Here is a 25541-nt window from a genome sequence, read left to right as displayed (position 1 = left end):
TGCCCGCGATGACGCTTCACCGTCGCCAGCTTCTGGCCGGGACCGCCTGCGCGGCCGCCGCCAGCATCGGCCGCCCGTACCTCGCCCGGGCCCAGTCCGGTGGCGGCAGCGTGCTGCGCTTCATCCCCTCGACGCCCCTGCCGTCCCTCGATCCGATCGTCGCCACGAGCTACGTCATCCGCAACCACGGCTATCTCGTCTACGACACGTTGTTCGCCACAGACGAGCATTTCCGGATCCAGCCCCAGATGGTCAGCGACTGGCAGGTCGCGCCCGACGGCCTGCGCTGGACCTTCCACCTCCGCGACGGTCTCACCTTCCACGACGGCGCCCCGGTCGAGGCCAAGGACTGCATCGCCTCGGTGGCGCGCTGGTCCAAGCGGGACGCCTTCGGCCAGACCCTGGCGGGCTTCGTGGAGGCGTACGGCCAGGAGGACGCGCGGACCTTCACCATCGCGTTGAAGAAGCCGTTCCCCCTCCTCCCGGCGGCGCTCGGCAAGCTGTCCTCCAACGTGCCCTTCATCATGCCGGAGCGCATCGCCCTGCAGGACGCCTCCAAGCCGATCGCCGACGCCATGGGCTCCGGGCCCTGGCGCTTCGAGGCGCGGGAATGGATCCCCGGCCAGAACGCGATCTACACGCGCCACGCCGGCTACAGGCCCCGCGAGGAGGCACCCTCCTGGGCGGCCGGCGGCAAGGTCGCCAAGGTCGACCGGATCGAGTGGCTCGCCATCACCGAGGCCTCGGCGGCGGTCGGCGCGATGATCCAGGGGGCGGTCGACTGGTACGAGCAGCCCGCGATCGACCTGATCCCGGTCCTCAAGGGCAAGCCGGGGATCGAGATCCGCAACGTGCCGCTCGGGCTGATCCTGCTGATGCGGTTCAACCACACGCAGCCGCCGTTCAACAATCCCGAGATCCGCCGGGCCGTAATGATGGCCATGAAGCAGGACGACTACATGCAGGCGGTGGTCGGCAGCCCGGAATACTACCGGGAGGCCAAGACCTTCTTCACGCCGGGCTCGCCGATGTCGACCGGCGCCGGCGGGGCCGCCGCCATGCAGGCGGATCTCGCCAAGGCCAAGGCGATGCTGGCCAAGGCCGGCTACAAGGGCGAGCGGGTGGTGCTGCTGGCCCCGGCCGACCAGCCGATCGCCTATAACCAGTCGCTGGTGACCCAGGACCTGCTCAAGCAGCTCGGGATGAACGTCGATCTGGTCTCCACCGACTGGGGCAGCTTCATCGCCCGCCGCGGCAATCGCGGGCCGGTCGATGCCGGCGGATGGTCGCTGTTCCACACGCTCTGGTCGGGCGCGGATGTGCTGAACCCGGCGCTCCACCCGCTGATCCGGGCCAACGGTCAGGCCGCGTGGTTCGGCTGGCCCGACGATCCGACGCTGGAATCGCTGCGCAGCGAGTGGATCGCCACGAGCGACGAGGCGCAGCAGAAGGCGCTCGCCGCCCGCATCGAGGAGCGGGCCTTCGAGGTCGTGCCTTACGCCCCGGCAGGCCTCGTGCAGCAGCCGATGGCCGTGAGTTCGAAGCTCAAGGGCATGGTGATGGCGCCCGTGCAGTTCTTCTGGAACATCGAGAAGACCGCCTGACCACCGGCGGTCCCGAAGGAGCGCCGTCTTTGTGGGCGCGAGCGCAGGGAAGCAACCCAGGGCAGCGGACGGCGGTGAGCGCGGTGCCGCGGGATCGCTTCGCCGCGCTCGCGATGGCGCGAGGGCGCGGATGCACTTGCGGCTTCAGCCCGCGCCCCTCTCGGAAACCCCAGCCTGCGCGAAGGTCGCCATGCCGGTGTGGCAGGCGAGCGCACCCTTGAGCAGGCCCATCGCCATCCCGGCGCCCGAGGCCTCGCCGAGGCGCATGCCGAGCGCCAGAAGCGGCACCAGCCCGAGCCGCTCCAGAACCTCCGCGTGGACGCCCTCCGCCGAGACGTGGCCGGCCAGGCAATGGTCGAGGGCGCTCGGATCGGCGGCGTGCAGCACGGCGGCCGCGGCGGTCGCCACGTAGCCGTCGATCACCACCGGAATGCGCTGCAGCCGGGCCGCCAGGATCGCCCCCGCCATGGCGGCGATCTCACGGCCGCCCAGGCGCGCCAGCACCTGCAGCGGATCGTCGAGATGGCCGGCATGGTGACGCATCGCCGCCTCCACGGCCGCGACCTTGCGGGACAGGCCGTCCCGGTCGATTCCAGTCCCGCGCCCGACCCAGTGGGCAGGGTCGCCGCCGAACAAGGCGGCGTAGAGGGCGGCCGCCACCGTGGTGTTGCCGATGCCCATCTCGCCGATGCCGAGGCAGTCGGTGCCGGCGGCCACTGCCTCCATGCCGAACGCCATGGTGGCGACCGTGGCGCGCTCGTCGAGGGCCGGCCCCTCCGTGATGTCGCCGGTGGGCATGTCGAGGGCGAGGTCGAACACCTTGAAGCCGAGCCCGTAGGCGGCGCAAATCTGGTTGATCGCCCCGCCGCCGGCGGCGAAATTGTCGAGCATCTGCCGGTTGACCGCATCGGGGAAGGCCGAGACGCCCCGGCGCGTGACCCCGTGGCTGCCGGCGAAGACGCAGACCAGCGGCCGGTCGAAGCTCGGCGGTGCCTTGCCCTGCCACGCCGCCAGCCAGGACACGAGGCTCTCCAGCCGCCCGAGAGAGCCCGCGGGCTTCGTCAGGGTCGCGTCCCGGGCCGCGACGGCGGCCTGCGCCTCCGTGTCGGGGCCCGGCATCGCCTTCAGCAGGTTGCGGATGTCGTCGAAGGGGCCGGGTTCGGGAGCGGTCATCGGGTCGGTCATGGCGGCGATGATTTCCTGTGGGCGCCCCCGGACGGGGAGATTATACTGGATCGGCGCGCGGTGGCGGGCGGATGCGAGAGACCGCGATGGACAGGCAGACCGGCGGTGAGGCCGACTGGCCCGGGCGCAGCGCCCTCTACGACCTCGCCGGGTGCCTGCGCTTCTACTCCCGCCTGCCGGTGCCGCAACTGCCCGGCGAGCCGGACCCGCACCGGAGCCCCGACTTCACCACCCTGCCGCGGATGCTACCCCTGGCCGGGCTGATCCTCGCGCTGCCGGCCGCCCTGGTGCTGGTGGCCGCCTGGACCATCCGGCTCGGGCCGTTCCTGGCCGCGACGCTCGCGGTGGCCATCCTGGTGGTGGCCACGGGGGCGCTGCACGAGGACGGGTTCGCCGACGTCGCCGACGGGTTCGGCGGCGGCACCACGCGGGAGCGCCGCCTGGAGATCATGCGCGACAGCCGGATCGGCGCCTATGGGGGCGCGGCCCTGGTCCTGGCGCTGGCCCTGCGGATCGGCGCCCTGGCGACACTTCTCGACCGGACCGGCTACGCCGCCGCCACCGGCCTGATCCTGTCGGCCGCCCTGTCGCGGGTCGCCGCCCTCGCCCCGATGGTGCTGCTGCCTCTGGCCCGGCCCGGCGGGCTCTCCGCCTCGGTCGGCCGCCCGGACCGGGCGAGTCTCGCCACCGCCCTCGGTCTGGGCGCGGTCCTGGCGCTCGGCGCCGTGCCGCTCGGCCTGCCGCCCGGCGGGGTCGCGCTGATGATCCTGTGCGCCGGCCTCGCGACTCTGGGCCTCACCCGGCTGGCCCGCGCCAAGATCGGGGGCCAGACCGGGGACGTGATCGGCGCCTGCCAGCAGGTTGCGGACATCGCCGCCCTGCTGGCCCTGGTGGCTGCGGTGGCGGAGTGAGGACGCGCGCCCCGTCTTGACCGGACCACGATCCCCCGGCCAAGGATCACCGATGCCGCCCGCGCCGAAACCCGCCTCGCCCTGCACCAAGGTCTGCGTCCTCGACGCCGCGACCGGCCTGTGCTGCGGCTGCGGGCGGACCCGCGACGAGATCGCCGCCTGGGGCGCGCTGTCGGAGGCCCAGCGCCGCGCCATCATGGCGGGACTTGAGGCCCGGATGCGCGCCGCCCGCCTCACGCCCCTCGAAGCGCCGCTGCCGTCATGATCTATCTCGGCCTCGCCGCCCTCGCCCTGGTGGTCGTCGCCCTGGTCCTCAGCGACGGCAGCGACAGCGTCGGCGGCGTGATCGGGCCCGACCAGCTCGCCAACCTCGCCTGGACCGGCACGATCCTGCTCCTGGTGGTGGCCGGGTTCTGGCGGCAATTCACGGCGCGGCTCGGCGCCAATCTGCAGGCGCTCCTGGCCTGGGGGCTGATCGGCCTCGCCCTCGTGATCGGCTACAGCTACCGCGACCGGATCCAGGACGTGAGCGCCCGGGTGCTCGGCGACCTCCGGCCGGGAAGCGCGACCTCGGGCGGCAACGGGGCCGTCACCATAACCCGGCGGGCGGATGGCGACTTCCGAGTGGACGCCGAGGTTAACGGCCGGGTGCAGCCCTTCCTGTTCGACACCGGGGCGAGCAGCGTCGTGCTCACCGCCGAGAACGCCGCAGCCCTGGGGCTCACGCCCGCGCCCGCCGATTTCACCGCTCGCGTCTCCACCGCCAACGGCATCACCTACGCGGCGCCGACACAGCTCGATTCGCTCGGCGTCGGCACGATCACCGAGCGGCGGGTGAACGCCATGGTGGCCAAGCCGGGCGCATTGTCGGCGAATCTCCTCGGTCAGACCTTCCTGTCGCGGCTCTCCGGCTACGAGGTCCGGGGCGACCGCCTGATCCTGCGCCGGCCCTGACCGGTCTGCCACTCAGGCCGCGCGGGCTTCGGGCGCGGCGCGGGAGACCAGCGCCACCGCCTCCCGCAGGGTCGCGAGATCGGCCTCCGGGCGCATGCCGTGGGTCGAGAGGTGGCGCCGGAAGGCCCGCGCGCCCGGCCGGCCGTTGAACAGCCCGAGCATGTGCCGGGTGACCGCGTGCAGGCGCTCACCCCGGGCGAGGGCTGTGGCGATGTAGGGCTCGAACGCCGCCACCGCCGCGAAGGCGTCGGGGGCCGGGGCCGGCACGCCGAACAGGGCGGGATCGACGCCGAGCAGCAGCGCCGGCTCGGTATAGGCGGCGCGGCCGACCATCACGCCGTCGACCTCGGCGAGCCGCGCCCGCGCGGCGTCCAGATCGCGCAGGCCGCCATTGACCGCGATCGGCAGCCCGGGAAGCCGCTGCTTCAGCCGCGCCGCCCGGCCGTAATCGAGGGGCGGCAAGTCCCGGTTCTCCTTGGGCGAGAGCCCCTGGAGCCAGGCCTTGCGGGCGTGGACGATCAGCCCGTCGACGCCCGCCGCGACCACGGCGTCGGCCAGGGTGTCGAGCGCCGCCTCGGGATCCTGGTCGTCGACGCCGATCCGGCACTTCACCGTCACCGGCACGGTGACCGCCGCCTTCAGGGCCGCCACGCAATCGCCGACGAGGGCCGGCTCGCGCATCAGGCAGGCGCCGAAGCGGCCTTCCTGCACCCGGTCCGAGGGGCAGCCGACATTGAGGTTGACCTCGTCATAGCCGAGATCCGCGGCGATCCGGGCGGCCTGCGCCAGCTCGGCCGGGTCCGAGCCGCCGAGCTGGACCGCCACCGGATGCTCGACCGCCGCGAAGCCGAGCAGTCGCTCGCGCGGCCCGTGCAGCACCGCACCGGTGGTCACCATCTCGGTGTAGAGCCGCGCGCGGGCCGAGAGGGACCGGTGGAACGCGCGGCAATGCCGGTCGGTCCAGTCCATCATCGGGGCGACGGAGAAGCGCCATCCGCTGAGATTTCTGGGTTCTTCCGGTCCGGCAATCACTTGCTGTCGCTCTCGTGCTGTACCTCGCCGGGCCTCGGCGTGCCTGATCGGGCGTCGGATTGCTCGTAGTACAGCTTTGCTGTGCCTGCTCGACCCCGTGTTGTACCGCCGCGGGGGAGCACGATGGGGGCCATCGTTGAGCGCGCGCGGAAGAACGGGACGACGGGTATCACGCCCAGATCGCCGTCAAAAGAGACAGTAAGGTCGATCGCGAAACCCGGACCTTCGACCGGCGCGCGGCGGCCACGGCCTGGATCAGGAAGCGCGAGGAGGAACTCGCCGCGCCCGGCGTCCTGGACCAGGCGAAGACCGAGGATCCAACGCTCAGTGCGGCGATCGACCGCTACATCGCCGAACCGCGCGACTGGCAGAGCCTGCAGCGCTACACCCACATCCGCCGGACCGGGGATCGGTTTGCGCAGTGGCCGTTTCTCGCGATGGCGACAAAATCGTACGATGGCCCCATCCGACCGAGGCTGTGTCAAAACTCGAATACTATCGGCTGCCGTCGAAAAATGTTCTCTCGAAGAAGCGTGACATCGGCCTCAGGAGCTTCTTGTTGCCACAAGCCAGTCGCTCTGGAGATCTCCGGCTGCTGCGGAGACGTTTGTTCTACGACTTCGCAATACCCCCGCGTTTTGACACAGCGTCGACCCATGCCAGCCGTGCGGACAGCCATCAGTTAGAATGGGCCGCTGGAGATGGGCACGGTCAGGCGGCGGTTTTGACCGTGTGCTGGGCGTGTTGCTTCTTGAGCGTCTTCATGAAGCTCTCAGCCATGGCGTTATCGTAGGGATTGCCGCCTCGGCCCATTGCGCCACCAAGGCCGTGCCCGGCCAAGACCGTCCGATACGCCTCCGCTGCGTATGGACTGCCGCGGTCCGTGTGGTGGCTAGCCCTGGCGCTGGACAACGACGCTGAATGGCCACGCGCAAGGCCGCGACGGTCAGGCGGGCATCGATGGAGCGGCTAAGCGCATAGCCGACCACCCGCCGCGAACAGGCATCCGGGATGATCGCGACGTAGACGAAGCCGCCCGTCATTCAAGGCATCGGCGCCGACGATCTCCGCGGCCGGTGGACGAATGTGAAGGGCGTCCGATTTCGGCTGTCACGCCATAGGCTTGCGCGCAAATTACGCTCGGATCAGATCAGGCTGCCCGACATCGGCGCGGTCAGCGACTTGCCGGCTCGGGTGACGAGCTTCGAGAAGGCCAGCGCCGCCGCCGATGCCTGGGCCTCGGACGGGAAGGTCCGGTCCGATTCCGTCACCGTCATGTGCGTCGCGTCGAGCAGCACCCAGGTCCAGAGATGGCGGCCGGTGGATCGGATCTCGAAATGCATCGCTGGCTCGGTATGTGAGTGGACATACCGCCATGATGCGCTGCGAAAAGGCCTGCCGCGTTAATGGCTTGGCCGACGCAACAACCTGCGCCGGCTAAGACCGTGGTTGCCCCCGACATCCTCGCAGATCACAGGCGGGATCAGCCGCGCCCCTTGGCCGCGAACTCCCAGACCGGCGGCCCCAGGTCTGGCCGGGCTTCGTCCGGGAGCCGGAGAAGCGGTCGAACACGATCCGGTCGGGCTCGACGCCGGTGACCCGGCTGTCGTTGACCATCAGGGCACCGGCCTATGCCACGCGCAGGAAGCCGTGATCCGGATGGACGCCGAAGAGCTGCGGCGTCGTCCAGCCCAGCCGGTTCGCTTCGGCGCCGAACTGGTCGAGGAAGGCCAGCGCGTTCGCCCGCATGGCTGCCCACTTCGCCGGCAGGAGGTACCGGCACGGCGAGGCGTGCTCGGACAGGCGCTCGATCTGGTCGCGTCAGGAGGCGACGGCAGGTGGGAGGTCGGACATGTCGGCGGGGTAGAGCCGGATGGTTGCCGGTCCGCTAAGCGTCCGCGCAGCCCCGCCCCGATCTGCTCACGGGGGAGCGCCTGATCTCACCAGCGATGAGCCGAGTCGATATGACCCGCGGCTCACCCAAAGATCGATTGAACCTGCTGCGGTCTCGATGGTCGAGTGCTGGGGGTGGTTCCGATCGGCTCTTCAGCGACTGAATGCTATGGCGGCTCGGATCAGGCCAGCGGAAAGCAAAGAGAAGGCAATAATTTCTGCCATCGTCATCGGAAACTCCGAGCGTTGCGATCAAGAAGCCAAAGCGAACAGAGGGCGATCGATCCGTCGCAGCTTCGTTCTAAGTTAACGGAGTCCGAATCTGCGTATTAACTGCGCCGATATGCCAAGATTTCGAGCTCAACCAGATCTGGGTTTGGATTTTGTGCACATATGCGATGCATGGCATCGGCAACAGCAGTCTCGAATTGCCAGGTAGCTCCTCCCGAAAAAGCCCGCGCCGGCGGGCCAGGCGGGCTTTTCGGATCTACGTCGTGACGGGCATGGGCTTGAATCCGGCGCGGAGTGCATCGCTGCCTCGGCAGATGAATTCCCCACACGTGGGGGCCGGGCTACGGCCGCCGGACGAGCCTGACCGCCGGCTCCAACACGTAGGGCGAGCCGGCTAGGTACGTTCCGTCGCCCGCGCGGCAGGCGATGATGTCGTTGCCCCTGTCGTAGCGGAGCGGACGCGCCGATCACGCCGCCAACAACGGCGTCCACACGCCTGCTGCGTCTGTCGCTATCGCACAGATCACCGCATCGTCGACCGACCTGCGCACCTCGACCACGTGCGGCGCGCCCAGGGCCAAGGGAGTCGCCAAGCCGAGGTCGAAGCCGTGGCGGCCGTCGCCTACCCCTGCGGCCGCAATGTCGGCCCGGTACAATGCGGCCACGGTCATCGCCACGATCCGACCGTCGACCACGATGTCCAGGCACACAGGGGCGTCAGGGTCCGCCGTATCCTGCGCCCATCCTGCCACGCGGGTGCCATCGCACCGGTCAAGCCACGCCCGCACGGTGCCGAACCCCATCGGCTCGGCCGACGCGCCAGAGCGTCGGATCAGGCGCTTGCGCAGCGCGGCCAACTCCGGCCCAACTTCGGTGCGCGGGGCGTAGGGCTGGGGCGACGCCTCCGCGTCGCTGTTGGTGCCCTGATCGTCGAAGCCCGCGCGCACGCCCGGAGCAGGCAGGAAGCTCTCCGCCGGGGTGTTTTCGGCGAGCAAGAGGTCGTGGCTGTCCAACTCGATGTGCCAGTAGACGAGATCTGCCACCGCCTCGCCACGGGTGATGCTCGTGCCGTTGACCAAAAGGCCAGCGGCGACGAAGAGCCCGTCCAGCCACACGGCATGGTCAGGCGAGACCAGCAGGTCGCGAGCAGGCACACCGTCGTGGAGTGCGCCGGCGCGAATGCGGACCGGCCGTTCGGCATCCGGAGCCGTCATGCCGACATAGCGGCGAGAGCCGATCCAGCGGATGGGACGTGGCTTGCCGGCGGCCGTGATGGCGAGGTCGCCCATCACCAAGCTCTCCACCGGCTCGTCCGAGATCACCCGTCCGCGCAGGACGCGGATGCGAGTGCCGGTGACATAGCAAGGGGCGGGGTTGGCCGGCTGGGATGGGCTTGAGGGGTTACCTGGCTGCGAGGGATTTGTCGGCTGCGTGGGGTTGGTCGGATTGGTAGGCTGCGTCGGGTTCGTGGCCGCGGCAGCGCGCACGATCGTACCGCCTTGCCCGTCCGATACCGCCTCGAAGTTGGTGGTGCGCGGTGCGGACAGCTGGAAGTTCTCGTTCACTCGGCCACCGCCGGAGCTGGTGCCAGTCACCGTGATCGAACTGTTTGCGCTGTTGTAGCTGACACTGGAGTTGGTCAGCCCGGCAAGATTGATCTCATTGCCACTGCCGAAATTACGAATGGTGTTGGAGAAGGTGCCGCCGCTTGTCGGCTGGGCTGCTAAATCGAGCCCGAGGCGCGCGGTTGCTGTGCCCGACATGCTGGCGAAGGTGATCGCTCCCGTGCCGGCCGAGGTCGGCGCAGCGAGCTGCAGCGTGCCGCCGGCGATCGTGGTGCCGCCCGAGTAGGAATTGGGACTGAGCAGCGCCAGCGTACCGTCACCGACCTTCGTGAGGCTGCCTGGGGTGCCGTTGTAGTCGTGGATCTGGTTGCCGAGATTTCGAGTTACGCCCGCGGCCGTGCCGGGATCGATTGATAGGGAACCGGCGACGCCGATCCCGCCGCCGAGGCCGCCGCCCAGCGTCAGGCTGTTGCTGCCGCCTGTGAAGTCGATCGCGTCGGCGCGCACCGTACCGTCACCGGACAGGCCACCGGAGATCGCGCCGGTATTGGTGATGCTGATGTTGGCGCCGACAACACCTACACCGCCTGCGCCAGCCGCACCGGCAATGCCGGTCGCGGAGCCAAACGTGGCCGCGCCACCAGCCGCCCCGCCGTTGCCGCCGGAGATTGTACCGCTGTTGTTGAGGTTGGTGCCCCCCGCGAAGTAGAGGCCGACGCCGCCGCCGCCGCCCTGGCCACCGACGCCGCCCACCGCGGTGCCACTAGCCGCGGTCGCACCGCCCGCCGTTCCGCCCGCCCCGCCACTGCCGCCAGAGATCGTACCAGTGTTGCTGGCCGCACCGCCTGTGTTAATCGCGCCGTAGCCGCCCGCGCCGCCGCCGCCGCCGCCGCCGCCATAGGCGAAGGCTCCAGCGGCGGAAATAAAGGCTGAACCACCGCCCCCGCCCGTGCCGCCGTTGCCTCCAACGAGCAGTCCGAGGTTCGCCAGGGCGCTGGTGCCCGCCCCGTTGCCATTCTCGCCGCCATAACCGCCGCCGCCGCCGCCGGCGCCGAGTTTGTCGCCGGGGCCGCCACCGCCGATGCTGGCACCTTGTAGACCGTTCGGACTCTGCGCAGTCCCACCGGTATTGCCGCCGCCGCCCCCGCCGTGGCCACCGCCACCGCCACCGGCGCCCCCGCCCCCGCCGCCGCTGCCACCATAAGACGCGAAGGTCGGGGTATCTGTCGTACCGGCCGTGCCGGGTGTGCCGTTGTAGCCGCCGCCGCCTGCGCCGCCGGCGATACCGTCACCGTTCGCGCCGCCCAAACCACCCGACATGCCGACCGCCTCGTCCCGGTGACAATCACGGCGCTCGCAACGTGCGTGGCCGTGCTCTGGCCTCTAGCCTGACGCTTGCGTGCGCGAGGTGTCGAGGGTGATGTCAATCAGAAATTGATGCGCCTGCCGCCGAGGCTGATTTGGACCGTCGGCGTGCCATTTCCGCGACAGGCATGAGCGCATGAAAAGGCCCCGCGCGGCGGTGCCGGCGGGGCTGAGTGAATCCCTGGGAGGAATGCCGGGTTATCGCAAGCTGCGGGCCACCAGCACCAAAAACCGCCGCGGCCGGAGCCGGGCGGTTCACGGTGGTCTCGCTGAAGGACTATCGAGAATCGGTCTCCGCGCAGGGATGCAGCGCGGTTGCAGTATCTGGACCGAAAGGCTTCCCATCCGGAGTCGGGACAGCCTCTCGAACCAGGCGGCCCGGCTCACTGCCCCGCCAGTGCACCGCGTTCGTCAGCCGCCGTCACGTTCCTTGATCCGTGCCGTGTTCTCCCTCGCGATGCGTCCCGCCGGGGGCGCCGCGCGCCCGGAGGCCGATGAAGGGCGCGGGAGGACATCGGATATCACGGGATGCCAACCGGCGAAACGACGTGCGGTGCCGGCCGAGCGTCGCCGGCGTCGCGACCGGCACAGCGAGGCGGCATCGGTCGGCGCGCCGCCCGGTCGTGACGGTCGTTCCTCGGACGTCGCGCGGGCCCCGAAGATCAAGCCGTGGCATGGCACGCATGTGCGGTTAGCATGGAATGATTCCAAGAATACGAGAGATAATGTTCCCATGCGATTCTTGATGATCGCCGATTCGTTTCGATAAAACTTTGAAATGTCCCTTGATTAATGGGAATATAGGCAATGACAATTGGAAACAAGTTGTTTTATCTTGTCAGTGGCATTTTGCTGGCATTTATAGGGATCGTGGGCATTCAGGTATCGTCCGTTGGCCCGGTGATGATGGACGGCCGTAAGGCCGCAATCCGCGCCCAGGTCGAGTCGGCGCACGGCATCGTGGCGGCGTTCGCCAGTCAGGCGGAGGCTGGAGCCATCACGGCCGACGAGGCACAACGGCGTGCCGCCGATGCCCTGCGGGCGATGCGCTACAACGGCAGCGACTACGTCTTCGTCTACAGCTCGGCCCCGGGCAATATCGGCCGCAACGTCGTGCATCCCGATCCCAAGATCGAAGGCACTCGGTCGCGCGACGACGCGGCGATGAAGAAGACCTTCGTCTGGACGATGATCCAGCGCGCCCAGGCCGGCGGCGACTTCACCGAGTACCGCTGGGCTCGGCTCGGCGAGACCGAGCCGGCCCCGAAGGTCGCCTACTCGCTCGCCTACGAGCCGTGGCACTGGGTCATCAGCTCCGCGCTCTACGTGGACGACATCCATGCCATGGACCGGGCGCGGATGGTCACCACCCTGCTCTGGCTGACGCCCCTCGCGATCGGGATCGGGGTGGTGGGATTCCTGCTGGCGCGCAGTATCACGCGCCCGCTGAGCGCCTTCACGTCGGCCCTGCGTCGGCTCGCGGGTGGCGAGATGGATGTCGACATCCCGGGGCGCGGCCGGCGCGACGAGATCGGCCAGATGGCCGAGGCTGCCGGCGTGTTCCGGGACAGCATGATTCAGGCGCAGACGCTGTCATCCGAACAACTGGCGGAGCAGGATCGTCGGCAGGAGCGCGCCCGCTGGATGGAGGCGGTGACCCGCAGCTTCGATGCCGAGGCGAGCGAACTCCTGGCGCAGGTCGACGGCGCGGCCTCCGGAATGCGCGAAGCCTGCCGGGCGATGTCGGCGACCGCCGTGGAGGCGGCGCAGCAGGCCGGTTCGGCAGCCGGCGCCGCGCAGCAGGCCGCGACCAACGTGCAGACGGTGGCGGCGGCCACCGAGGAACTGTCGGTCTCGATCGGAGAGATCAGCGGGCAGGTCACCAAGTCGGCCGAGATCGCCGGTCAGGCCGTAACCGAGGCGGAGCGGACCGATCGACAGATCCGCGGGCTGGCAGGGGCGGCGGAGAAGATCGGGGAGGTCGTGCGGATCATCTCGGCGATCGCCGAGCAGACGAACCTCCTGGCGCTGAACGCGACGATCGAGGCGGCGCGGGCCGGCGCGTCGGGGCGCGGATTCGCGGTGGTCGCCGCCGAGGTGAAGGGTTTGGCCGGGCAGACCGCGAAAGCCACCGAGGAGATCACCGCCCAGATCGCCGCGATCCAGGGCGAGACCACACAGGCGGTACACGCGGTCCGCGCGATCGGCGGCACGGTCGACACGATGAACGCCATCGCTAGCGCCATCGCAGCGGCCGTCGAGCAGCAGCGGTTCGCCACGGGGCACATCTCGCAGAATATCGACGAGGCTGCCCGCGGAACCGATTCCGTGAGCCAGAACGTCGTCTCCGCCTCGGCCGCCGCGGAGGCAACGCGCCGCGTGGCCGGCGAGGTCGGCGCGGCCGCCAGCGATGTCTGCCGCAGCGCCGAGGCTCTGCGCGCCGAAGTCCTGCGCTTCCTCGCCGAGATGCGCGCCGCCTGAGACCGCCGTCGGCTCGGACGGCACCCGCCGTGGTGAGTGCTGTCCAGGCGGAGTGTCAGAACACCGGCATGGCACCGGCCACCGTGACGAGCGCGCCCGACGTGTAGCTGCTCTCCTCCGAGGCCAGCATCACGTAGGCCGAGGCGAGTTCGGCCGGTTGCCCGGGCCGGCCGAACGGCACTTGGCTGCCGAAGGATTTCACCGAATCCTGGCTCATCCCGGAGGGAATGAACGGGGTCCAGATGGGACCGGGCAGCACGCCGTTCACGCGCACGCCTGTCTCGGCAAGCAGCTGGGCCAGACTCAGCACCATGTTGCTCAGGGCGCCCTTGGTGGCGCTGTAAGCCAGCAGGGACGGCATTGGATGCTTGGAATTCACCGAGGAGGTGAAGATCACCGAGGCGCCGGGCTTCAGATGGGCGAGCGCCGCCTTGGTCACGTAGAACGGGCCGAACACGTTGGTGCGGAAATGGTCCTCGAACACGGTGTCGTCGATTCCGGCGAGGTCCGCGTTCGGCTGTTGGAACGCGCCGTTATTGACCAGCACGTCCAGGCGGCCGAACGTCTCCACCGTGCGGGCGACGATCTGGCGTGCGTAGGCGGCGTCCTTGAGGTCGCCCGGCAGCAGCAGCGCGCGCCGTCCCGCCTTCTCGATCCATTGGGCGACCGCTTCCGCGTCGGCCTGCTCGTCCGGCAGGTAGGAGATGGCGACGTCCGCCCCCTCCCGCGCGAAGGCGATGGCGACCGCGCGGCCGATGCCGCTGTCGCCGCCGGTGATCAGCGCCGCCTGACCGGTCAGCTTGCCCGAGCCCTTGTAGCTCGCCTCGCCGTGGTCGGGTTCCGGCTCCATGCGCCCGGTCATGCCCGGGAAGCTCTGAGGCTGCGCCGCGAAGGGCGGGCGGGGATACTTGTGCAGCGGATCCGTGGTCACGCGTCGTCTCCGGTTGAGATGCCGGTCCAACTGAACGGTGACCAGGGTGTTCCGCTGCCCTGGCGCCGCGCCGCGGCCGATTCACGTTCGGGCCGGCCCCTGCCGAGCGGAGACACGAACCCGTTTCCCGACGACGGGCCGACACAGGTCAGCAACAGGCCATCGTCAGTCTGGCCTTAAGGGGATCGCGCTATGATCGACGTTCAGCCGGAGGATCGGGCCGCCCGCGTGATCGATCGCGTCCTGCTCTGCGCAGCGATGCTCTCGCTCACCTTCGGACTGGCTACGGGCCTGTGGGGCCTGCTGCAGTGAGTCAGCCCCGGGACACGGATCCAGGACATGAACCCGGGGCGCGGATGATGACCCGTTCAGGTCGCACCACCATGCACCGGCCCGGACGCGATTACACCGCCGTGGCGTTGATCGGCGTGGGGCTCACGGTGCTCGTGCTCGCGCTGCTGCTGGTCGGGATGCCATGAGCGGGCGCCGGAGATGCTGCTGAACCGTGCGGTCGTCGCGGCGGTGATCGGGGCGGTCGCGGCGTTCCTGCTGTACCTGGCGGCCCTCGCCCGCGCGGCGCTGTCGCCGAACGAGCCCTACGCGGCCAGCATCGGCCTCACCCTCGACCAGTGCGTGGCCGCCCAGGACAGCCTGTCTGCCGAGGCGGCGAGCCTGTACTGCCGCAGGCCCGTGCCGAAGCGCTTGTGACCGGCGGCGATCGCGGTCTCCCGAGGCGTCGGCGCGTGAGTTTTCCTCACATGCTGTGTGAAGACATGACGATTGTCGGCATCCTCGCTCGCACCTAGACCGTCGGGGAGGCTGTTGGACCGGTCGCTGAGCCGGATCCCAGGAAATCGCACGGGGGCACCAGCACCATGGCGGACGATGCGACGATCCGGACCGGACGGTGTCATTGCGGCGCCGTGCGCTTCGAGGCAGCCCTCAGCGACGATCTCGCGACGATCCGCCGATGCACCTGCTCCTATTGCCGCATGCGCGGCGCCGTCGTCGTCATGGCGCAGCCGGGCGGGGTGAGGATCCTGCAGGGTGCGGAGGCGCTGACGACCTACCGGTTCCATTCCGGGGTGGCGCAGCACTTCTTCTGCTCCCGTTGCGGCATCTACACGCATCATCAGCGGCGGTCGGACCCGAACGTCCATGCCGTCAACGTCGCCTGTCTGGACGGGGTCAGCCCCTTCGATTTCCCGGAGGTTCCGGTGATGGACGGCGTCAATCACACGAACGATACCGGCCAGCCCACGCGCCGCGCCGGCACGCTGCGCTTCATTCCCGCGGCGTGACGGCGGCGGGCCGTCCGCGCCGCGGCCGGGGGCCGGCGTAGAATCCCCGATCGGCCCCGCTGACGGGCCCGGTCCCCGGGCGCCGCTCCGGACCGGGCCGGGTTCAAGGGCTAATGATCGTGGCCGCAGCCGGGACCGTGCACGTGGCCGTGATCATGACCGTGATCATGGCCGTGCTTCTGGTGCCCGTGCTCGCGATGGTGTTCGTGACTGTGCTCATGGCTGTGACCATGGTCATGCGCGTGATCGTGCCCGTGCTGATCGTGGCCGTGATCATGGTGGGCATGATGATCGTGGCCGTGATCGTGCCCGCAGGTGCTGTGATCGTGGGCGGCGTGCTCGGGCCGGAAGGCGCGGGAGACCGGGGTCGCGACGCAGCCCTGCCCGCGCACGAGTTCGGCCGCGGCAGGGGTAGCCGGGACGTAGAGCACGTCCGCGCCGATCTCGGCGTCCACGTGGCTGCCGCCGAGCTGCCAGGCCAGGCGCAGCAGGCGGGCCGGATTCTCGGCGCGCACCTCCAGAAGGTCCTCGGCGGCCGCCTGCACCGCGACGAGACGACCGTCGTCGAGGCGCAGGGCGTCGCCGTCTTCCAGGGCCGCGGCCTTGGTGAGCGCGACGTCGAAGGCGAGCCCGCCCTCGCCGACCAGGGATCCCGCAACGGCATCCCGAGCTGCGCGATCGAGGGTCACCGTATCGGCGACACGGTCGGCGCGCACCGCGGCCCGGCGGACGATCGTGGTGGCTGTCGGCATGGGATCCTCGGACGTGGTGCCGGATATGGCTCTGCGGTACCCCGGCCGGAGCGCCGCCTCTGGACCGTGGCATAGGGCGAGACGGGAACCCGGTGCAACTCATCGCGCAGCCGATGGAACCTTAGCCGTATGGCCGACATTCCTTTCCTGCTAAGCTCGGGGCGATCCGCCGCGATCACGGCCACCGGCCGGACTGAATGCACAAGGGAGTTCTGGGGACCATGAAGAAGCTGACGGCAGCCGCCCTCGCCACTATCGCCGCCCTCTCGCTCGCCGGCTGCAACACCCCGGAAGACCGGGCTCTGGGCGGTGCGGGCCTCGGCGCCCTGACCGGTGCGGCAATCGGCGCGGCCGCCACCGGCCGCGCGGGCGGCGCCCTGGCGGGTGCCGCGATCGGCGGCGCCGGCGGCGCCATCGTGGGGGCCTCGACCGCGCCGCGCTGCCCCTATGGCACGTATCGCGACGCTTACGGCAACGTCTACTGCCGCTAAGCTGAGCTGGGCGGGCCGGGCGCGTCCCGGCCCTTCCTCGCGGCGTGCAGAGCGGCTATCCCGTCGCTTGGCCGGGTGCGTTCCGGCGCCGGAACCACGCCGCCCCCGATGATAGAACCGAGCCGAGGATCAGCGCCGGGACCGGGTCGCCCATGAGCCAGGAGACCAAGTCTCAGGGCGTCTGGGGCAAGCTCGGGGGCGCCGGCTTCGGCCTCGCGATCGGTGGCCCGCTCGGGGCGCTGATCGGGGGCGTTGCGGGCCATTTCCTGATGGACCGGGTCGGCGCGCTCTTCGGGCGGACGCCGCGCGACGTCGTGTTCACCACGGGCCTCGTGGCCCTCGCCGCCAAGATGGCTAAGTCCGACGGCGTCGTGCTGCCCTCGGAGGTCGAGGCCTTTGGTCGGGTCGTGCGGGTGGAGCCCGCCGCGCGCCCGGGTGTGGAGCGCCTGTTCGACCTCGCCAAGAAGACCACGAACGGCTTCGAGGCCTACGCACGCCAGCTGGCGACGACCTTCGGCGACGAGCCGGCCCTGCTGGAGGACGTGCTCGACGGCCTGTTCCAGATCGCGGGCGCCGACGGTGCGCTGCACGAGGCCGAGGAGCGCTACCTGCGCGCGGTCTCCGGAATTTTCGGCTTCGACGAGGCCGCGTTCCGGCGCATCGCCGCCCGGCACGTGCGGCTGCCGGACGATCCCTACGGCGTCCTCGGGCTCGACCGTGCGGCGGACGACGCCGCCGTGAAGGCGCGCCATCGCGCGCTGGTGGCCGAGCATCACCCGGATCGGGCGCTGGCCCGCGGTCTTCCGACGGAGGCGGTGGCCATCGCCACCCGGCGGCTCGCCGCGATCAACGCGGCCTACGACCGGATCGCGAAGGAGCGCGGGCTGCGGTGAGTCTCACGCCGCCGGATCCGAGCAGGTGAGGACGCGCGCCGGGTAACGCGCTGCGTTCCGCGCGATCCGATGCGTCGCGGCTCCAACCGTGGCACAAGCCCGGCATGACGCTGAATCCGGACAGCCCCCTCGCCCGCCGCGTCGCGCCCTCGCCGAACCACGGCGCCCGCCGCACGGGACCGCTCGACCTGCTGATCCTGCACTACACCGGGATGGAGAGCGGGGCCGCCGCCCTGGCACGCCTGCGCGATCCGCTGAGCGAGGTCTCGGCCCACTATCTCGTGTTCGAGGATGGCGGAATCGTTCAGATGGTGCCGGAGGGCCGCCGGGCCTGGCATGCCGGCGCCGGCGCCTGGAAGGGCGAGACCGACGTCAATTCCCGGTCGATCGGGATCGAGATCGTCCATCCGGGTCATGCCGGCGGCCTGCCGCCCTATCCGGAGGCGCAGGTCGACGCGGTGATCGCGCTGGCCCGGGACATCCTCGGCCGCTGGCCGATCCCGCCGGAGCGCGTGCTCGCCCATTCCGACATCGCGCCCGAGCGCAAGGAGGATCCGGGCGAGACCTTCCCGTGGGAGCGCCTCGCCGCGGCGGGGGTGGGTCATCACGTGCCCCCCGCCCGCCTGCAGGACGGCCGGTTCTTCGCGCTGGGCGACGCTGGTCAACCCGTCGAGGCGCTGCAGGCGATGTTCGCGCTCTACGGCTACGACCAGCCGGTGACCGGGGTGTTTGACGAACACACCCAGGCGGTGGTCGCCGCGTTCCAGCGCCATTTCCGCCCGGCGCGGGTGGACGGCGTGGCCGATGCCTCGACCATCACCACCCTGCGCGATCTGATCGCGGCGCTGCCGGCGGCCTGAGGGCCGGTCCCTCAGGCGCGGTGGGCCCGGGCTTCGTGGGGGTGCCTGGCCTCCGAGGCCGACGGAGTCGGCGCGTCGGTCCGGGTCCGCCAGAGACTGTAGAAGACGCCGGCCGCCAGCAGCGTCAGGGTCACCACCAGGGAGACCCACGGCGGCACGGTCACCAGCCCGAACGTGTCGGCCACCACGATCTTGGCGCCGATGAAGATCAGGATGAAGGCGAGGGCCGTCTTCAGATAGGCGAACCGGTCGACCATCGCGGCCAGCGCGAAGTAGAGGGCGCGCAGGCCCAGGATCGCGAAGATGTTGGAGGTGTAGACCACGAACGTGTCCGTGGTGATCGCGAAGATCGCCGGGACGCTGTCGACCGCGAAGATCACGTCGGCACCGTTGACCAGCACCAGGGCGAGTGCCAGCGGGGTGAAGTACAGGGCGACCCGGCCGGTCTTCGGATCGGTCTTGCGCACGGTGAAGCGCTGGCCGTGCAGGTCGGGAGTGACTCGGAAGGTGGTCTTGAACCAGCGCACGACGGCGCTGTTCCGGAAGTCGCCCTCCTCCTCGTCGCCCGAGAACAGGATCTTCAGGCCGGCGTAGATCAGGAAGGCCGCGAACAGCGACAGCACCCAGTGCACCTCATGCACCAGGGCGGCGCCGAGCCCGATCATCAGGCCGCGCAGCACCACCGCCGCCAGGATGCCCCAGAGAAGGACCCGGTGCTGGGCCGCCCGGGGGACGCCCAGTGCCGTGAGGATCATGGCGATGACGAAGACGTTGTCCATCGACAGCGACTTCTCGACCACCAAGCCGGTGACATATTCCTGGCCGGACTGCGGCCCGAGATACCACCAGATCCAGCCGCCGAAGGCGAGGCCGAGGGCGAGGTAGAAACCGGTGAGGGCCAAGCTCTCCCGGACGCCGATCTCGTGCTCCTTGTCGCGGTGGAGGAGCCCGAGGTCGAAGGCGAGCAGGCAGGCGATCAGGACGTGGAAGCCGAGCCACATCCATAATGGCTTGCCGAGCCATCCGACGGTGAGGACGTCCATCATGTGCGGGACCTGATGCTGATTCCAGATGGAAAGCATCGGCTCCGACATCACGGGCGCTGAGGAGCGCCCGCCAGAGGGGCCCGCAGCCGATGGGAGCGAGGTAAGCGGTGATCGGGGCGAATCAAGGGCAGTCTCGCGATACCCGGGGACAGGATGCGCAGGGCGCCTCAGCCGCGGGCATGCCGGCGCCGGTACTCCGCGGGTGTCGTGCCGACCCGTCGCTGGAAGGCCCGCCGGAGGGTATCGACATCCCGGAATCCGCAGGCGCCCGCGACCTGCTTCAGGGCTATCTCGCCCGTCTCGAGTAGACGGCGTCCGGCCTCGATCCGCACGGTCTCGACGTAGGCGGCCGGGGTCAGGCCGGTCTCCGCCCGGAACAGGCGCGCGAAGTGGCGCGGGCTCATCCCAGCCCGTTCTGCGAGCCGCTCGATGCCGTGATCCTCCGCCGGTCGGGCGGCTACCCAGCGCTGCACCTCCTGGAGGGCCGAGCGGCCGGCTGGGGCGCTGACCCCGCGGCGGCTGAACTGCATCTGACCGCCGCCGCGCTTGAAGAACATGACGAGCTGGGCTGCCACCAGGCGGGCGATCTCGGCACCCTGGTCCTCCTCCACCAGCGCCAGCGCGAGATCGAGCCCCGCCGTGACGCCGGCCGCGGTCCGCACCGGCCCGTCGAACAGGCAGATCGCGTCGGGCTCGACCTGCGCCTCGGGGTAGCGCACGGCCAGCCTCTCCGCCACGGCCCAGTGCGTCGTGACCCGGCGGCCCGTCAGGAGGCCGGCCTGCCCGAGCAGGAAGGCCCCGCTGCAGACCGAGCCGTAGCGCCTGCAGTGCGCCGCCGCGTCGGCGAGCCATGCGAGGAGATCGGCGCCAACGGCCGCCTCGTGGATCCTGGGCGCACCGGCTACGAGGAGCGTGTCGAAGGCCGCGCCCGCATCGGCGGGCGCCAAGCGATCCGGGAGCAGGCGACGGCCCGACGAGGTCGTGATCGGGCCGGGCTCCGTCCCGATGAGGGCGAGGTTGTAGAGCGTGCGGCCGCTCTGCGCATTCGCCTCGGCGAAGACGTCCAGTGGTCCGGCCACGTCGAGGAGTTGGACGTCCGGCAGGGCGAGGAGTCCGATCGAAAGGGACGTCATGGGAAAGCCATGGCCGAAGGTGCGGGCACGTTGGCAGAAATCATCGCTTCACGACGATTGATGTCAAACCGAGTGTCTCGTAGCGCAGAGGGACACGCAGCGCAAAGGAGTCCCGTCCATGAGCCTCCCCTCCGAAGCCGTCGTCCCCGACAGCGCCCTCGCCAAAGCGATCACCGCCTTCGTCCGCGACAGCGAGACCGAACTGCTCTTCAACCATTCGAGCCGGGTCTATCACTTCGGTGCCCTGGCCGGCCTCCAGCGCGGCCTGACCTTCGACCGCGAGCTGCTCTACGCGGGCGCCATGTTCCATGATCTCGGCCTGATGCCGGATCACAGCAGCGCGGCGGAGCGCTTCGAGGTGGACGGCGCCAACGCCGCCCGCGATTTCCTCAAGGCGCACGGCGTACCGGAGACGGATGTCGACACGGTCTGGACGGCCATCGCGCTCCACACCACGCCGGGCATCCCGGTCCACATGCACCCGGTGGTCGCGCTGGTCACGGCCGGCGTCGAGATGGATGTTCTGGGCCTGACTTACGGCCGGTATTCCGATGTCGAGCGCGAGGCAGTCGTCTCGGCTTATCCCCGCACGCCAGACTTCAAGGAGGACATCATCCAGGCCTTCTATGACGGCATCCGGCACAAGCCGGATACCACCTTCGGCAACGTGAAGGCCGACGTGATTGCCGACAAGGAGCCGGGATTTCGTAAAGGCAACTTCTGCAGCGTGATCCGGGCCTCCCGCTGGCCAGGCGGCGCGCATGCGCCGGGATGCGGCTGCGGTCAGCAAAGCTGAGGCGCATCGGGGCCGAGGCGCTTGGCCATTGCGGCGGATCGGACCGACCGTGACCCTCAAGCCGGCTTATCCGACGTCCTACCGTCCATCTTCGGCGAGCTGCGCTCGCCGAGCGGCCGCTCCTCCATGATTGCCAGGAACGCGAAGGCCGCGAAGAGTCCGAGGCAGGCGGCCAGGAACACGTACCGGAAGGTCAAGGCGAGCTGCGCCGGATCGGCGCCGCGGATCAGGCTCTCGACGTCGTGACCCCCTGTCCCGCCCGCGGCGCCGCCGAGCACGATGGTGCCGAAGGCCGCCACGATCAGCGCCCCTCCGAGGGAGCGGAAGAAGTTCATCGCGGCGGTGGCGATCCCGAGTTGGTGGCGCGCCACCGCATTCTGGATCGTGATGGTGGAGAGCGGCAGGATCGTCCCGATCCCCATGGAGAGCAGTGCGAACAGCACCTCCATGAGCCAGAAGGGGAGCGCCTGGCCCTGCCAGGCGATCAGGGCGCAGCAGGCGAGGCTGACGCTCATCATGGCGAGCGGCACGCGCTTGTAGTGCCGGAAATAGATCATCGACCGTCCCGACAAGGTCGCGCCCGTCACGGTCCCGACCATCAGCGGCACCAGGGCCACGCCGGCCTCGCTCGCCGAGAGGCCGATCACCCCTTCGAGAAAGATCGGCACGTAGATGGTCAGCCCGATGAAGGTGCCCATGGCGAAGCAGGCGGCGAGCGTCGCGCTGTAGACCACTTGGTTCCGCAGGACCTCCGTGGGGATCAGCGGCTCGGCCGCCGTGGCGAGCCGCACCGCGAAGCCGGCGCCTAGAACCGCGGCCAGGGCGAGGAGGCCGAGGACCGGTGCGGAACTCCACGGGTAGCGCACGCCGCCCCAGCTCAGGGCCAGCAGCAGGGCGATCGAGCCTGCGACCATCAGGCCGGCCCCGGGCCAGTCGAGGCGGTGCTGGCGGTCATGGCGCGGCAGGCGCTTCAGGTTGGCGTTGGTCAGCGCGAAGGCGAGGACGCCGATCGGCAGGTTGATCCAGAAGATCAGCGACCAGTGCAGGTGCTGGGCGAAGAAGCCCCCGAGCAGCGGCCCCGCCACCGAGGCGGTCACGAACACGCCCGCGATCACCACCTGGTAGCGCGCCCGCTCCTTGGGCGCCATGATGTCGGCCAGGATGGTCTGGGCCAAGGCGATCAGCCCGCCGCCGCCGATGCCCTGGAGGCCCCGGGCGAGCGCCAGCGTCACCATCGTGGGCGCGAGTGCGCAGGCGAACGACCCGAGCACGAAGGTCGCGATGGCGATCAGCAGCATGATCCGCCGACCATGGATGTCGCTGAGCTTGCCGTAGAGCGGGGTCACCGCCGTGGAGGCCAGGAGGTAGGCGGTGACAATCCAGGGCAGGTTGGCGGCGTCGCCGAGGTCGAGTCCGATGGTCGGCATGGCGGTCGCCACGATGGTCTGGTCGAGGGCCGCGAGGAGCATCGCGGTCATGAGGCCGTAGACGATCGCGCGGATTTCGCCGGGACTGAGCAGGGCCTGCGGGGCGACGGGCCGCGCCTTGGTCTGCGGCTGGATCTCGGTGACGGCGACGGGGCTGGCCACGTGTTTGAGAGCCTCTGATCCGGGCCGTGCCAGCCGACCGTCCGGGGCGGACGGGGCCTGGGGCGGCATGAGGAGGTGCGCGGACGGGTTGCGATCGCGTGCCGGTGTGGCGGTATCCGCGGGGCCCGGGATCGGAAAGAACGTACGTTCGGGCATGTCCGGTTCCTAGCGCAACGCTGGAGGACAGCCCATGGCGCCCGGCGCCGATCCGGCCTTCGCCCTTGACAGAGAGCGCCGGCCTGTCGCTCTCCCGGCAGATGCCGGATGACAGGGATGCAATCGCGATCGTCGGCGGCGGGCCGGCCGGGCTCGCCGCGGCCGAGGTGCTGGGTGAGGCCGGCTGCGCGGTCACGGTCTACGAGCGCATGCCGTCGGTCGCCCGCAAGCTGCTGATCGCCGGGCGCGGCGGTCTCAACATCACCCACAGCGAGGGGCGGGCGGACTTCCTCGCGCGCTACCACCCGCGCGGGGTCCTCGATGACGCCATCGCGGCTTTCCCGCCCGATGCCTTGCGGGATTGGTGCGCGGAACTCGGTGAGCCGACCTTCGTCGGCTCGAGCGGGCGGGTGTTCCCGCAGAGCTTCAAGGCTTCGCCCCTGCTGCGGGCGTGGCTGACGCGGCTCGACCGGCTCGGGGTCCGGATCCGCACCCGCCATCGCCTCACGGGGATTGCCGAGGGCCTGCGTTTCGAGACCCCGGATGGTTCGCGCGCGATCCGTCCCCGCGCCACTCTGCTGGCCCTCGGCGGGGCGAGCTGGCCGCGCCTCGGGTCGGACGGGCGCTGGGTGCCGCTCCTCGAAGGGCTCGGCGCGGCGGTGTCGCCCCTGCGTCCGGCCAATGCCGGCTTCGCGGTGGCGTGGTCCGACCTGTTCCGGGATCGCTTCTCCGGCGCGCCGCTGAAGCGGGTGGCGCTCGCCTGCGACGGCACCACGGTGCGGGGAGAGGCCGTGATCACGAAGGCCGGCATCGAGGGTGGGGCGATCTACGCCCTCTCGCGCCCTTTGCGCGAGGCGATCGCGGCCGAGGGCAGCGCGCGGCTCGTCGTGGATCTGCGTCCGGATCTGACCCGGGAGGTTCTCGCCCGCCGTCTGTCCGGCGCCAGGCCGGGCGACTCCGCCGCGACCCGGCTGCGCAAGGCCGCGGGCCTCCCAACCGTGGCGGCGGGGCTGCTGCGCGAGGCGGCCGGCGCCGCCCTCCCGGCGGATCCAGCGGCGCTCGCCGGGCTGATCAAGGCCGCGCCGCTCACCCTCACCGCCTCCGCGCCGATCGAGCGGGCGATCTCGACGGCGGGCGGCGTTCGGCTCGACGCCCTCGACGGGCGGTCCATGCTGCGCGCCCATCCGGGCCTGTTCCTGGCCGGCGAGATGCTCGACTGGGAGGCGCCGACCGGCGGCTACCTGCTCCAGGGCGCCTTCGCGGGGGGGCGGGCGGCCGCCACCGGGATGCTCGACTGGCTGCGCGAGACCGGCGGCTGACCCGCCCGCCTCACAGCCGCGTGCAGAACCCGACGATGCCGGTCGCCTCCGTCGGGCAACTGGCGCCTTCCCCGTCATAGACCGGCGCGCCACCCTTGAGGCAGTGGGCCGTGACCAGCATCTCGCCGGTCCCGCAGGTGACCGTGCAGCCGCCTGCGCAATCGGATTTGCGCACGGGCCGCAAGCTGGCGGCGGCGGCCTCGCCCTTCGAGCCCGGGCCGCCCTGCGGTCCGACCGGACCCCGCGGGCCGGGAGGACCCTGCAGGCCGGAAGGCCCGGTGTCGCCCTTCGGGCCCGGTGCGCCCTGCGGCCCGGCCGCGCCCTGGGGACCGGGCTCCCCTCTCGGGCCGGGCTCGCCCTGAGGACCCGTATCGCCCTTGAGGCCCTGCTCGCCTTGAGGTCCCTGCTCGCCCTTGGCCCCCTGATCCCCCTTGGGACCGGTCTCACCCTTGGGGCCCGTCTCGCCGGGCGGTCCCGCGGCACCCTGGGGACCGGGCGGTCCGGGCGGTCCCTCGGGCGCGCAGTTCGCCACCACCGCCTCGCGCTCGTCCGGCTCCGCCTTCAGCGTCACCACGCAGGTCGAGGGCCGGTAGGGCAGCCGGAAGGTGAACCGGCCGCGCCGGTCGGCCTGGATCGAGATGTCGTCGTCCAGCACCACGATCGCCCCGGGCTTGCGCACCGAGCCCGAGATCCGCAGGTCGCCGGCCTCGATCCGCGCGTCGTAGACCATGAGCGGCTGGCTCGGGGCCTGCGCGTGGCGGACCCGCGGGCGGGCCGGGCGAGACCGCCCCGTCGCGGGGGCGGCCGCGGCCGGATCCGGAGCGGCGGCACCCGGCGGATCCGCCTGCTGGCCGAGCGCCGCCCCCGACAGGGCGAGCAGGATCGTCAGAGTGAGGGCTGAGCGCATGCGCGGTCCGGTTTGGCCGCGTCACGCACGCGGCGCCCGGACATTGGTCTCGCCCTGCGATTGCGGTCAACCGGGACTTCGGAACCGGCAGCTGCAGCCGATTCCACAGGCGTCCACAGCCATCCACAGGCCAAGCCGCTGAGGCG

Annotated in this window: 22 protein-coding genes; 12 read left to right on the top strand and 10 right to left on the bottom strand. The window is 70.6% G+C overall.

Translation table 11 applies throughout. The features are described 5' to 3' along the window. Positions 1-8: 8 nt before the first annotated feature. Positions 9-1604, top strand: coding sequence for an ABC transporter substrate-binding protein (locus CIW48_RS04465; RefSeq protein ID WP_149309438.1), 1596 nt, complete (start codon positions 9-11; stop codon positions 1602-1604). Positions 1605-1748: 144 nt separating this feature from the next. Here CIW48_RS04465 and cobT read toward each other — a convergent pair whose 3' ends face one another. Next, on the bottom strand, positions 1749-2789 hold the full coding sequence (cobT, locus tag CIW48_RS04460) for a nicotinate-nucleotide--dimethylbenzimidazole phosphoribosyltransferase (protein ID WP_173009176.1): 1041 nt from the start codon (positions 2787-2789) through the stop codon (positions 1749-1751). Between the two features lie 86 nt (positions 2790-2875). Between cobT and CIW48_RS04455 the strand changes: the two genes are divergently transcribed. Genes CIW48_RS04455 through CIW48_RS04445 form a run of 3 tightly spaced genes read left to right on the top strand, consistent with a single transcriptional unit; the run spans position 2876 to position 4654 of the window. Further along, on the top strand, positions 2876-3700 hold the full coding sequence (locus CIW48_RS04455) for an adenosylcobinamide-GDP ribazoletransferase (protein WP_149309436.1): 825 nt from the start codon (positions 2876-2878) through the stop codon (positions 3698-3700). A gap of 52 nt (positions 3701-3752) precedes the next feature. After that, positions 3753-3965, top strand: a complete 213-nt coding sequence (locus tag CIW48_RS04450; protein WP_149309434.1) for a DUF1289 domain-containing protein — start codon at positions 3753-3755, stop codon at positions 3963-3965. Continuing rightward, positions 3962-4654, top strand: coding sequence for a TIGR02281 family clan AA aspartic protease (locus tag CIW48_RS04445; protein WP_149309432.1), 693 nt, complete (start codon positions 3962-3964; stop codon positions 4652-4654). Before CIW48_RS04450 ends, CIW48_RS04445 begins: the two co-directional genes overlap by 4 nt. A 12-nt stretch (positions 4655-4666) precedes the next feature. Here the strand turns inward: CIW48_RS04445 and dusA are convergent, their stop codons facing one another. The 3 genes from dusA to CIW48_RS33805 all read right to left on the bottom strand — a co-directional run bounded on the left by dusA (position 4667) and on the right by CIW48_RS33805 (position 10695). Continuing rightward, positions 4667-5683 carry a tRNA dihydrouridine(20/20a) synthase DusA gene (dusA, locus tag CIW48_RS04440; protein WP_149309710.1) on the bottom strand — a complete coding sequence of 339 codons (1017 nt, stop codon included), beginning with the start codon at positions 5681-5683 and terminating at the stop codon, positions 4667-4669. Between the two features lie 1148 nt (positions 5684-6831). Further along, the gene (locus CIW48_RS04430; protein ID WP_149309428.1) at positions 6832-7029 is read right to left on the bottom strand and encodes a hypothetical protein; all 198 of its coding nucleotides are present in this window, start codon (positions 7027-7029) and stop codon (positions 6832-6834) included. A 1248-nt stretch (positions 7030-8277) separates the two neighbouring features. After that, a complete protein-coding gene (locus CIW48_RS33805; RefSeq protein WP_246695120.1) occupies positions 8278-10695 on the bottom strand; it encodes a Hint domain-containing protein in 2418 nt (805 codons plus the stop codon). Positions 10696-11646: 951 nt separating this feature from the next. Here CIW48_RS33805 and CIW48_RS04410 point away from each other — a divergent pair. Then, positions 11647-13221, top strand: coding sequence for a cache domain-containing protein (locus CIW48_RS04410; protein ID WP_246695119.1), 1575 nt, complete (start codon positions 11647-11649; stop codon positions 13219-13221). 55 nt (positions 13222-13276) lie between these two features. Here the strand turns inward: CIW48_RS04410 and CIW48_RS04405 are convergent, their stop codons facing one another. Further along, positions 13277-14152: an SDR family oxidoreductase gene (locus tag CIW48_RS04405; protein WP_149309424.1), complete on the bottom strand. Its 876-nt coding sequence runs from the start codon at positions 14150-14152 to the stop codon at positions 13277-13279. A 492-nt stretch (positions 14153-14644) separates the two neighbouring features. Here CIW48_RS04405 and CIW48_RS04400 point away from each other — a divergent pair, with 492 nt between their 5' ends. Further along, the gene (locus tag CIW48_RS04400; RefSeq protein WP_149309422.1) at positions 14645-14860 is read left to right on the top strand and encodes a hypothetical protein; all 216 of its coding nucleotides are present in this window, start codon (positions 14645-14647) and stop codon (positions 14858-14860) included. A gap of 167 nt (positions 14861-15027) precedes the next feature. After that, a complete protein-coding gene (locus tag CIW48_RS04395) occupies positions 15028-15453 on the top strand; it encodes a GFA family protein (protein ID WP_149309420.1) in 426 nt (141 codons plus the stop codon). Between the two features lie 110 nt (positions 15454-15563). On the opposite strand, the gene CIW48_RS04390 is transcribed toward CIW48_RS04395, so the two are convergent. Next, a complete protein-coding gene (locus CIW48_RS04390) occupies positions 15564-16205 on the bottom strand; it encodes an urease accessory protein UreE (RefSeq protein WP_149309418.1) in 642 nt (213 codons plus the stop codon). Between the two features lie 221 nt (positions 16206-16426). On the opposite strand from CIW48_RS04390, the gene CIW48_RS04385 reads away from it, so the two are divergent. The 3 genes from CIW48_RS04385 (at position 16427) to CIW48_RS04375 (ending at position 18449) form a co-directional block, all read left to right on the top strand. Beyond that, a complete protein-coding gene (locus CIW48_RS04385; protein WP_043347377.1) occupies positions 16427-16696 on the top strand; it encodes a hypothetical protein in 270 nt (89 codons plus the stop codon). Between the two features lie 152 nt (positions 16697-16848). Next, entirely contained in the window at positions 16849-17589 is a 741-nt protein-coding gene (locus CIW48_RS04380; protein WP_149309416.1) for a TerB family tellurite resistance protein, read from the top strand. A 104-nt stretch (positions 17590-17693) separates the two neighbouring features. Continuing rightward, positions 17694-18449, top strand: a complete 756-nt coding sequence (locus CIW48_RS04375) for an N-acetylmuramoyl-L-alanine amidase (RefSeq protein WP_149309414.1) — start codon at positions 17694-17696, stop codon at positions 18447-18449. A gap of 11 nt (positions 18450-18460) precedes the next feature. Here CIW48_RS04375 and CIW48_RS04370 read toward each other — a convergent pair whose 3' ends face one another. Beyond that, the gene (locus CIW48_RS04370) at positions 18461-19495 is read right to left on the bottom strand and encodes a TerC family protein (protein WP_149309412.1); all 1035 of its coding nucleotides are present in this window, start codon (positions 19493-19495) and stop codon (positions 18461-18463) included. 167 nt (positions 19496-19662) lie between these two features. Next, entirely contained in the window at positions 19663-20628 is a 966-nt protein-coding gene (locus CIW48_RS04365) for a helix-turn-helix domain-containing protein (RefSeq protein ID WP_149309410.1), read from the bottom strand. Between the two features lie 118 nt (positions 20629-20746). Between CIW48_RS04365 and CIW48_RS04360 the strand changes: the two genes are divergently transcribed. Beyond that, a complete protein-coding gene (locus tag CIW48_RS04360; RefSeq protein WP_149309408.1) occupies positions 20747-21424 on the top strand; it encodes an HD domain-containing protein in 678 nt (225 codons plus the stop codon). Positions 21425-21480: 56 nt separating this feature from the next. On the opposite strand, the gene CIW48_RS04355 is transcribed toward CIW48_RS04360, so the two are convergent. Further along, positions 21481-23013, bottom strand: a complete 1533-nt coding sequence (locus CIW48_RS04355) for an MDR family MFS transporter (RefSeq protein WP_149309406.1) — start codon at positions 23011-23013, stop codon at positions 21481-21483. Positions 23014-23270: 257 nt separating this feature from the next. On the opposite strand from CIW48_RS04355, the gene CIW48_RS04350 reads away from it, so the two are divergent. Beyond that, a complete protein-coding gene (locus CIW48_RS04350) occupies positions 23271-24488 on the top strand; it encodes a TIGR03862 family flavoprotein (RefSeq protein WP_149309706.1) in 1218 nt (405 codons plus the stop codon). Between the two features lie 10 nt (positions 24489-24498). Here CIW48_RS04350 and CIW48_RS04345 read toward each other — a convergent pair whose 3' ends face one another. Further along, the gene (locus tag CIW48_RS04345; RefSeq protein ID WP_149309404.1) at positions 24499-25395 is read right to left on the bottom strand and encodes a collagen-like protein; all 897 of its coding nucleotides are present in this window, start codon (positions 25393-25395) and stop codon (positions 24499-24501) included. Positions 25396-25541: the final 146 nt, after the last annotated feature.

Origin of the sequence: Methylobacterium sp. P1-11, from assembly GCF_008329595.1 — a bacterium.
Classification (GTDB): domain Bacteria; phylum Pseudomonadota; class Alphaproteobacteria; order Rhizobiales; family Beijerinckiaceae; genus Methylobacterium.
Note: the sequence above shows the minus strand (reverse complement) of the source record. Positions and strands in the feature narration are given on the sequence as shown.

What these genes read in the sequence shown, in the direction of transcription:
- CIW48_RS04465 (WP_149309438.1), top strand. Translation starts at nt 9, where the DNA reads ATGACGCTTCACCGTCGCCAGCTTCTGGCCGGGACCGCCTGCGCGGCC.
- cobT (WP_173009176.1), bottom strand. Translation starts at nt 2,789, where the DNA reads ATGACCGACCCGATGACCGCTCCCGAACCCGGCCCCTTCGACGACATC.
- CIW48_RS04455 (WP_149309436.1), top strand. Translation starts at nt 2,876, where the DNA reads ATGGACAGGCAGACCGGCGGTGAGGCCGACTGGCCCGGGCGCAGCGCC.
- CIW48_RS04450 (WP_149309434.1), top strand. Translation starts at nt 3,753, where the DNA reads ATGCCGCCCGCGCCGAAACCCGCCTCGCCCTGCACCAAGGTCTGCGTC.
- CIW48_RS04445 (WP_149309432.1), top strand. Translation starts at nt 3,962, where the DNA reads ATGATCTATCTCGGCCTCGCCGCCCTCGCCCTGGTGGTCGTCGCCCTG.
- CIW48_RS04430 (WP_149309428.1), bottom strand. Translation starts at nt 7,029, where the DNA reads ATGCATTTCGAGATCCGATCCACCGGCCGCCATCTCTGGACCTGGGTG.
- CIW48_RS33805 (WP_246695120.1), bottom strand. Translation starts at nt 10,695, where the DNA reads ATGTCGGGTGGTTTGGGCGGCGCGAACGGTGACGGTATCGCCGGCGGC.
- CIW48_RS04410 (WP_246695119.1), top strand. Translation starts at nt 11,647, where the DNA reads ATGGACGGCCGTAAGGCCGCAATCCGCGCCCAGGTCGAGTCGGCGCAC.
- CIW48_RS04400 (WP_149309422.1), top strand. Translation starts at nt 14,645, where the DNA reads ATGCTGCTGAACCGTGCGGTCGTCGCGGCGGTGATCGGGGCGGTCGCG.
- CIW48_RS04395 (WP_149309420.1), top strand. Translation starts at nt 15,028, where the DNA reads ATGGCGGACGATGCGACGATCCGGACCGGACGGTGTCATTGCGGCGCC.
- CIW48_RS04390 (WP_149309418.1), bottom strand. Translation starts at nt 16,205, where the DNA reads ATGCCGACAGCCACCACGATCGTCCGCCGGGCCGCGGTGCGCGCCGAC.
- CIW48_RS04385 (WP_043347377.1), top strand. Translation starts at nt 16,427, where the DNA reads ATGAAGAAGCTGACGGCAGCCGCCCTCGCCACTATCGCCGCCCTCTCG.
- CIW48_RS04380 (WP_149309416.1), top strand. Translation starts at nt 16,849, where the DNA reads ATGAGCCAGGAGACCAAGTCTCAGGGCGTCTGGGGCAAGCTCGGGGGC.
- CIW48_RS04375 (WP_149309414.1), top strand. Translation starts at nt 17,694, where the DNA reads ATGACGCTGAATCCGGACAGCCCCCTCGCCCGCCGCGTCGCGCCCTCG.
- CIW48_RS04370 (WP_149309412.1), bottom strand. Translation starts at nt 19,495, where the DNA reads ATGATGGACGTCCTCACCGTCGGATGGCTCGGCAAGCCATTATGGATG.
- CIW48_RS04365 (WP_149309410.1), bottom strand. Translation starts at nt 20,628, where the DNA reads ATGACGTCCCTTTCGATCGGACTCCTCGCCCTGCCGGACGTCCAACTC.
- CIW48_RS04360 (WP_149309408.1), top strand. Translation starts at nt 20,747, where the DNA reads ATGAGCCTCCCCTCCGAAGCCGTCGTCCCCGACAGCGCCCTCGCCAAA.
- CIW48_RS04350 (WP_149309706.1), top strand. Translation starts at nt 23,271, where the DNA reads ATGCCGGATGACAGGGATGCAATCGCGATCGTCGGCGGCGGGCCGGCC.
- CIW48_RS04345 (WP_149309404.1), bottom strand. Translation starts at nt 25,395, where the DNA reads ATGCGCTCAGCCCTCACTCTGACGATCCTGCTCGCCCTGTCGGGGGCG.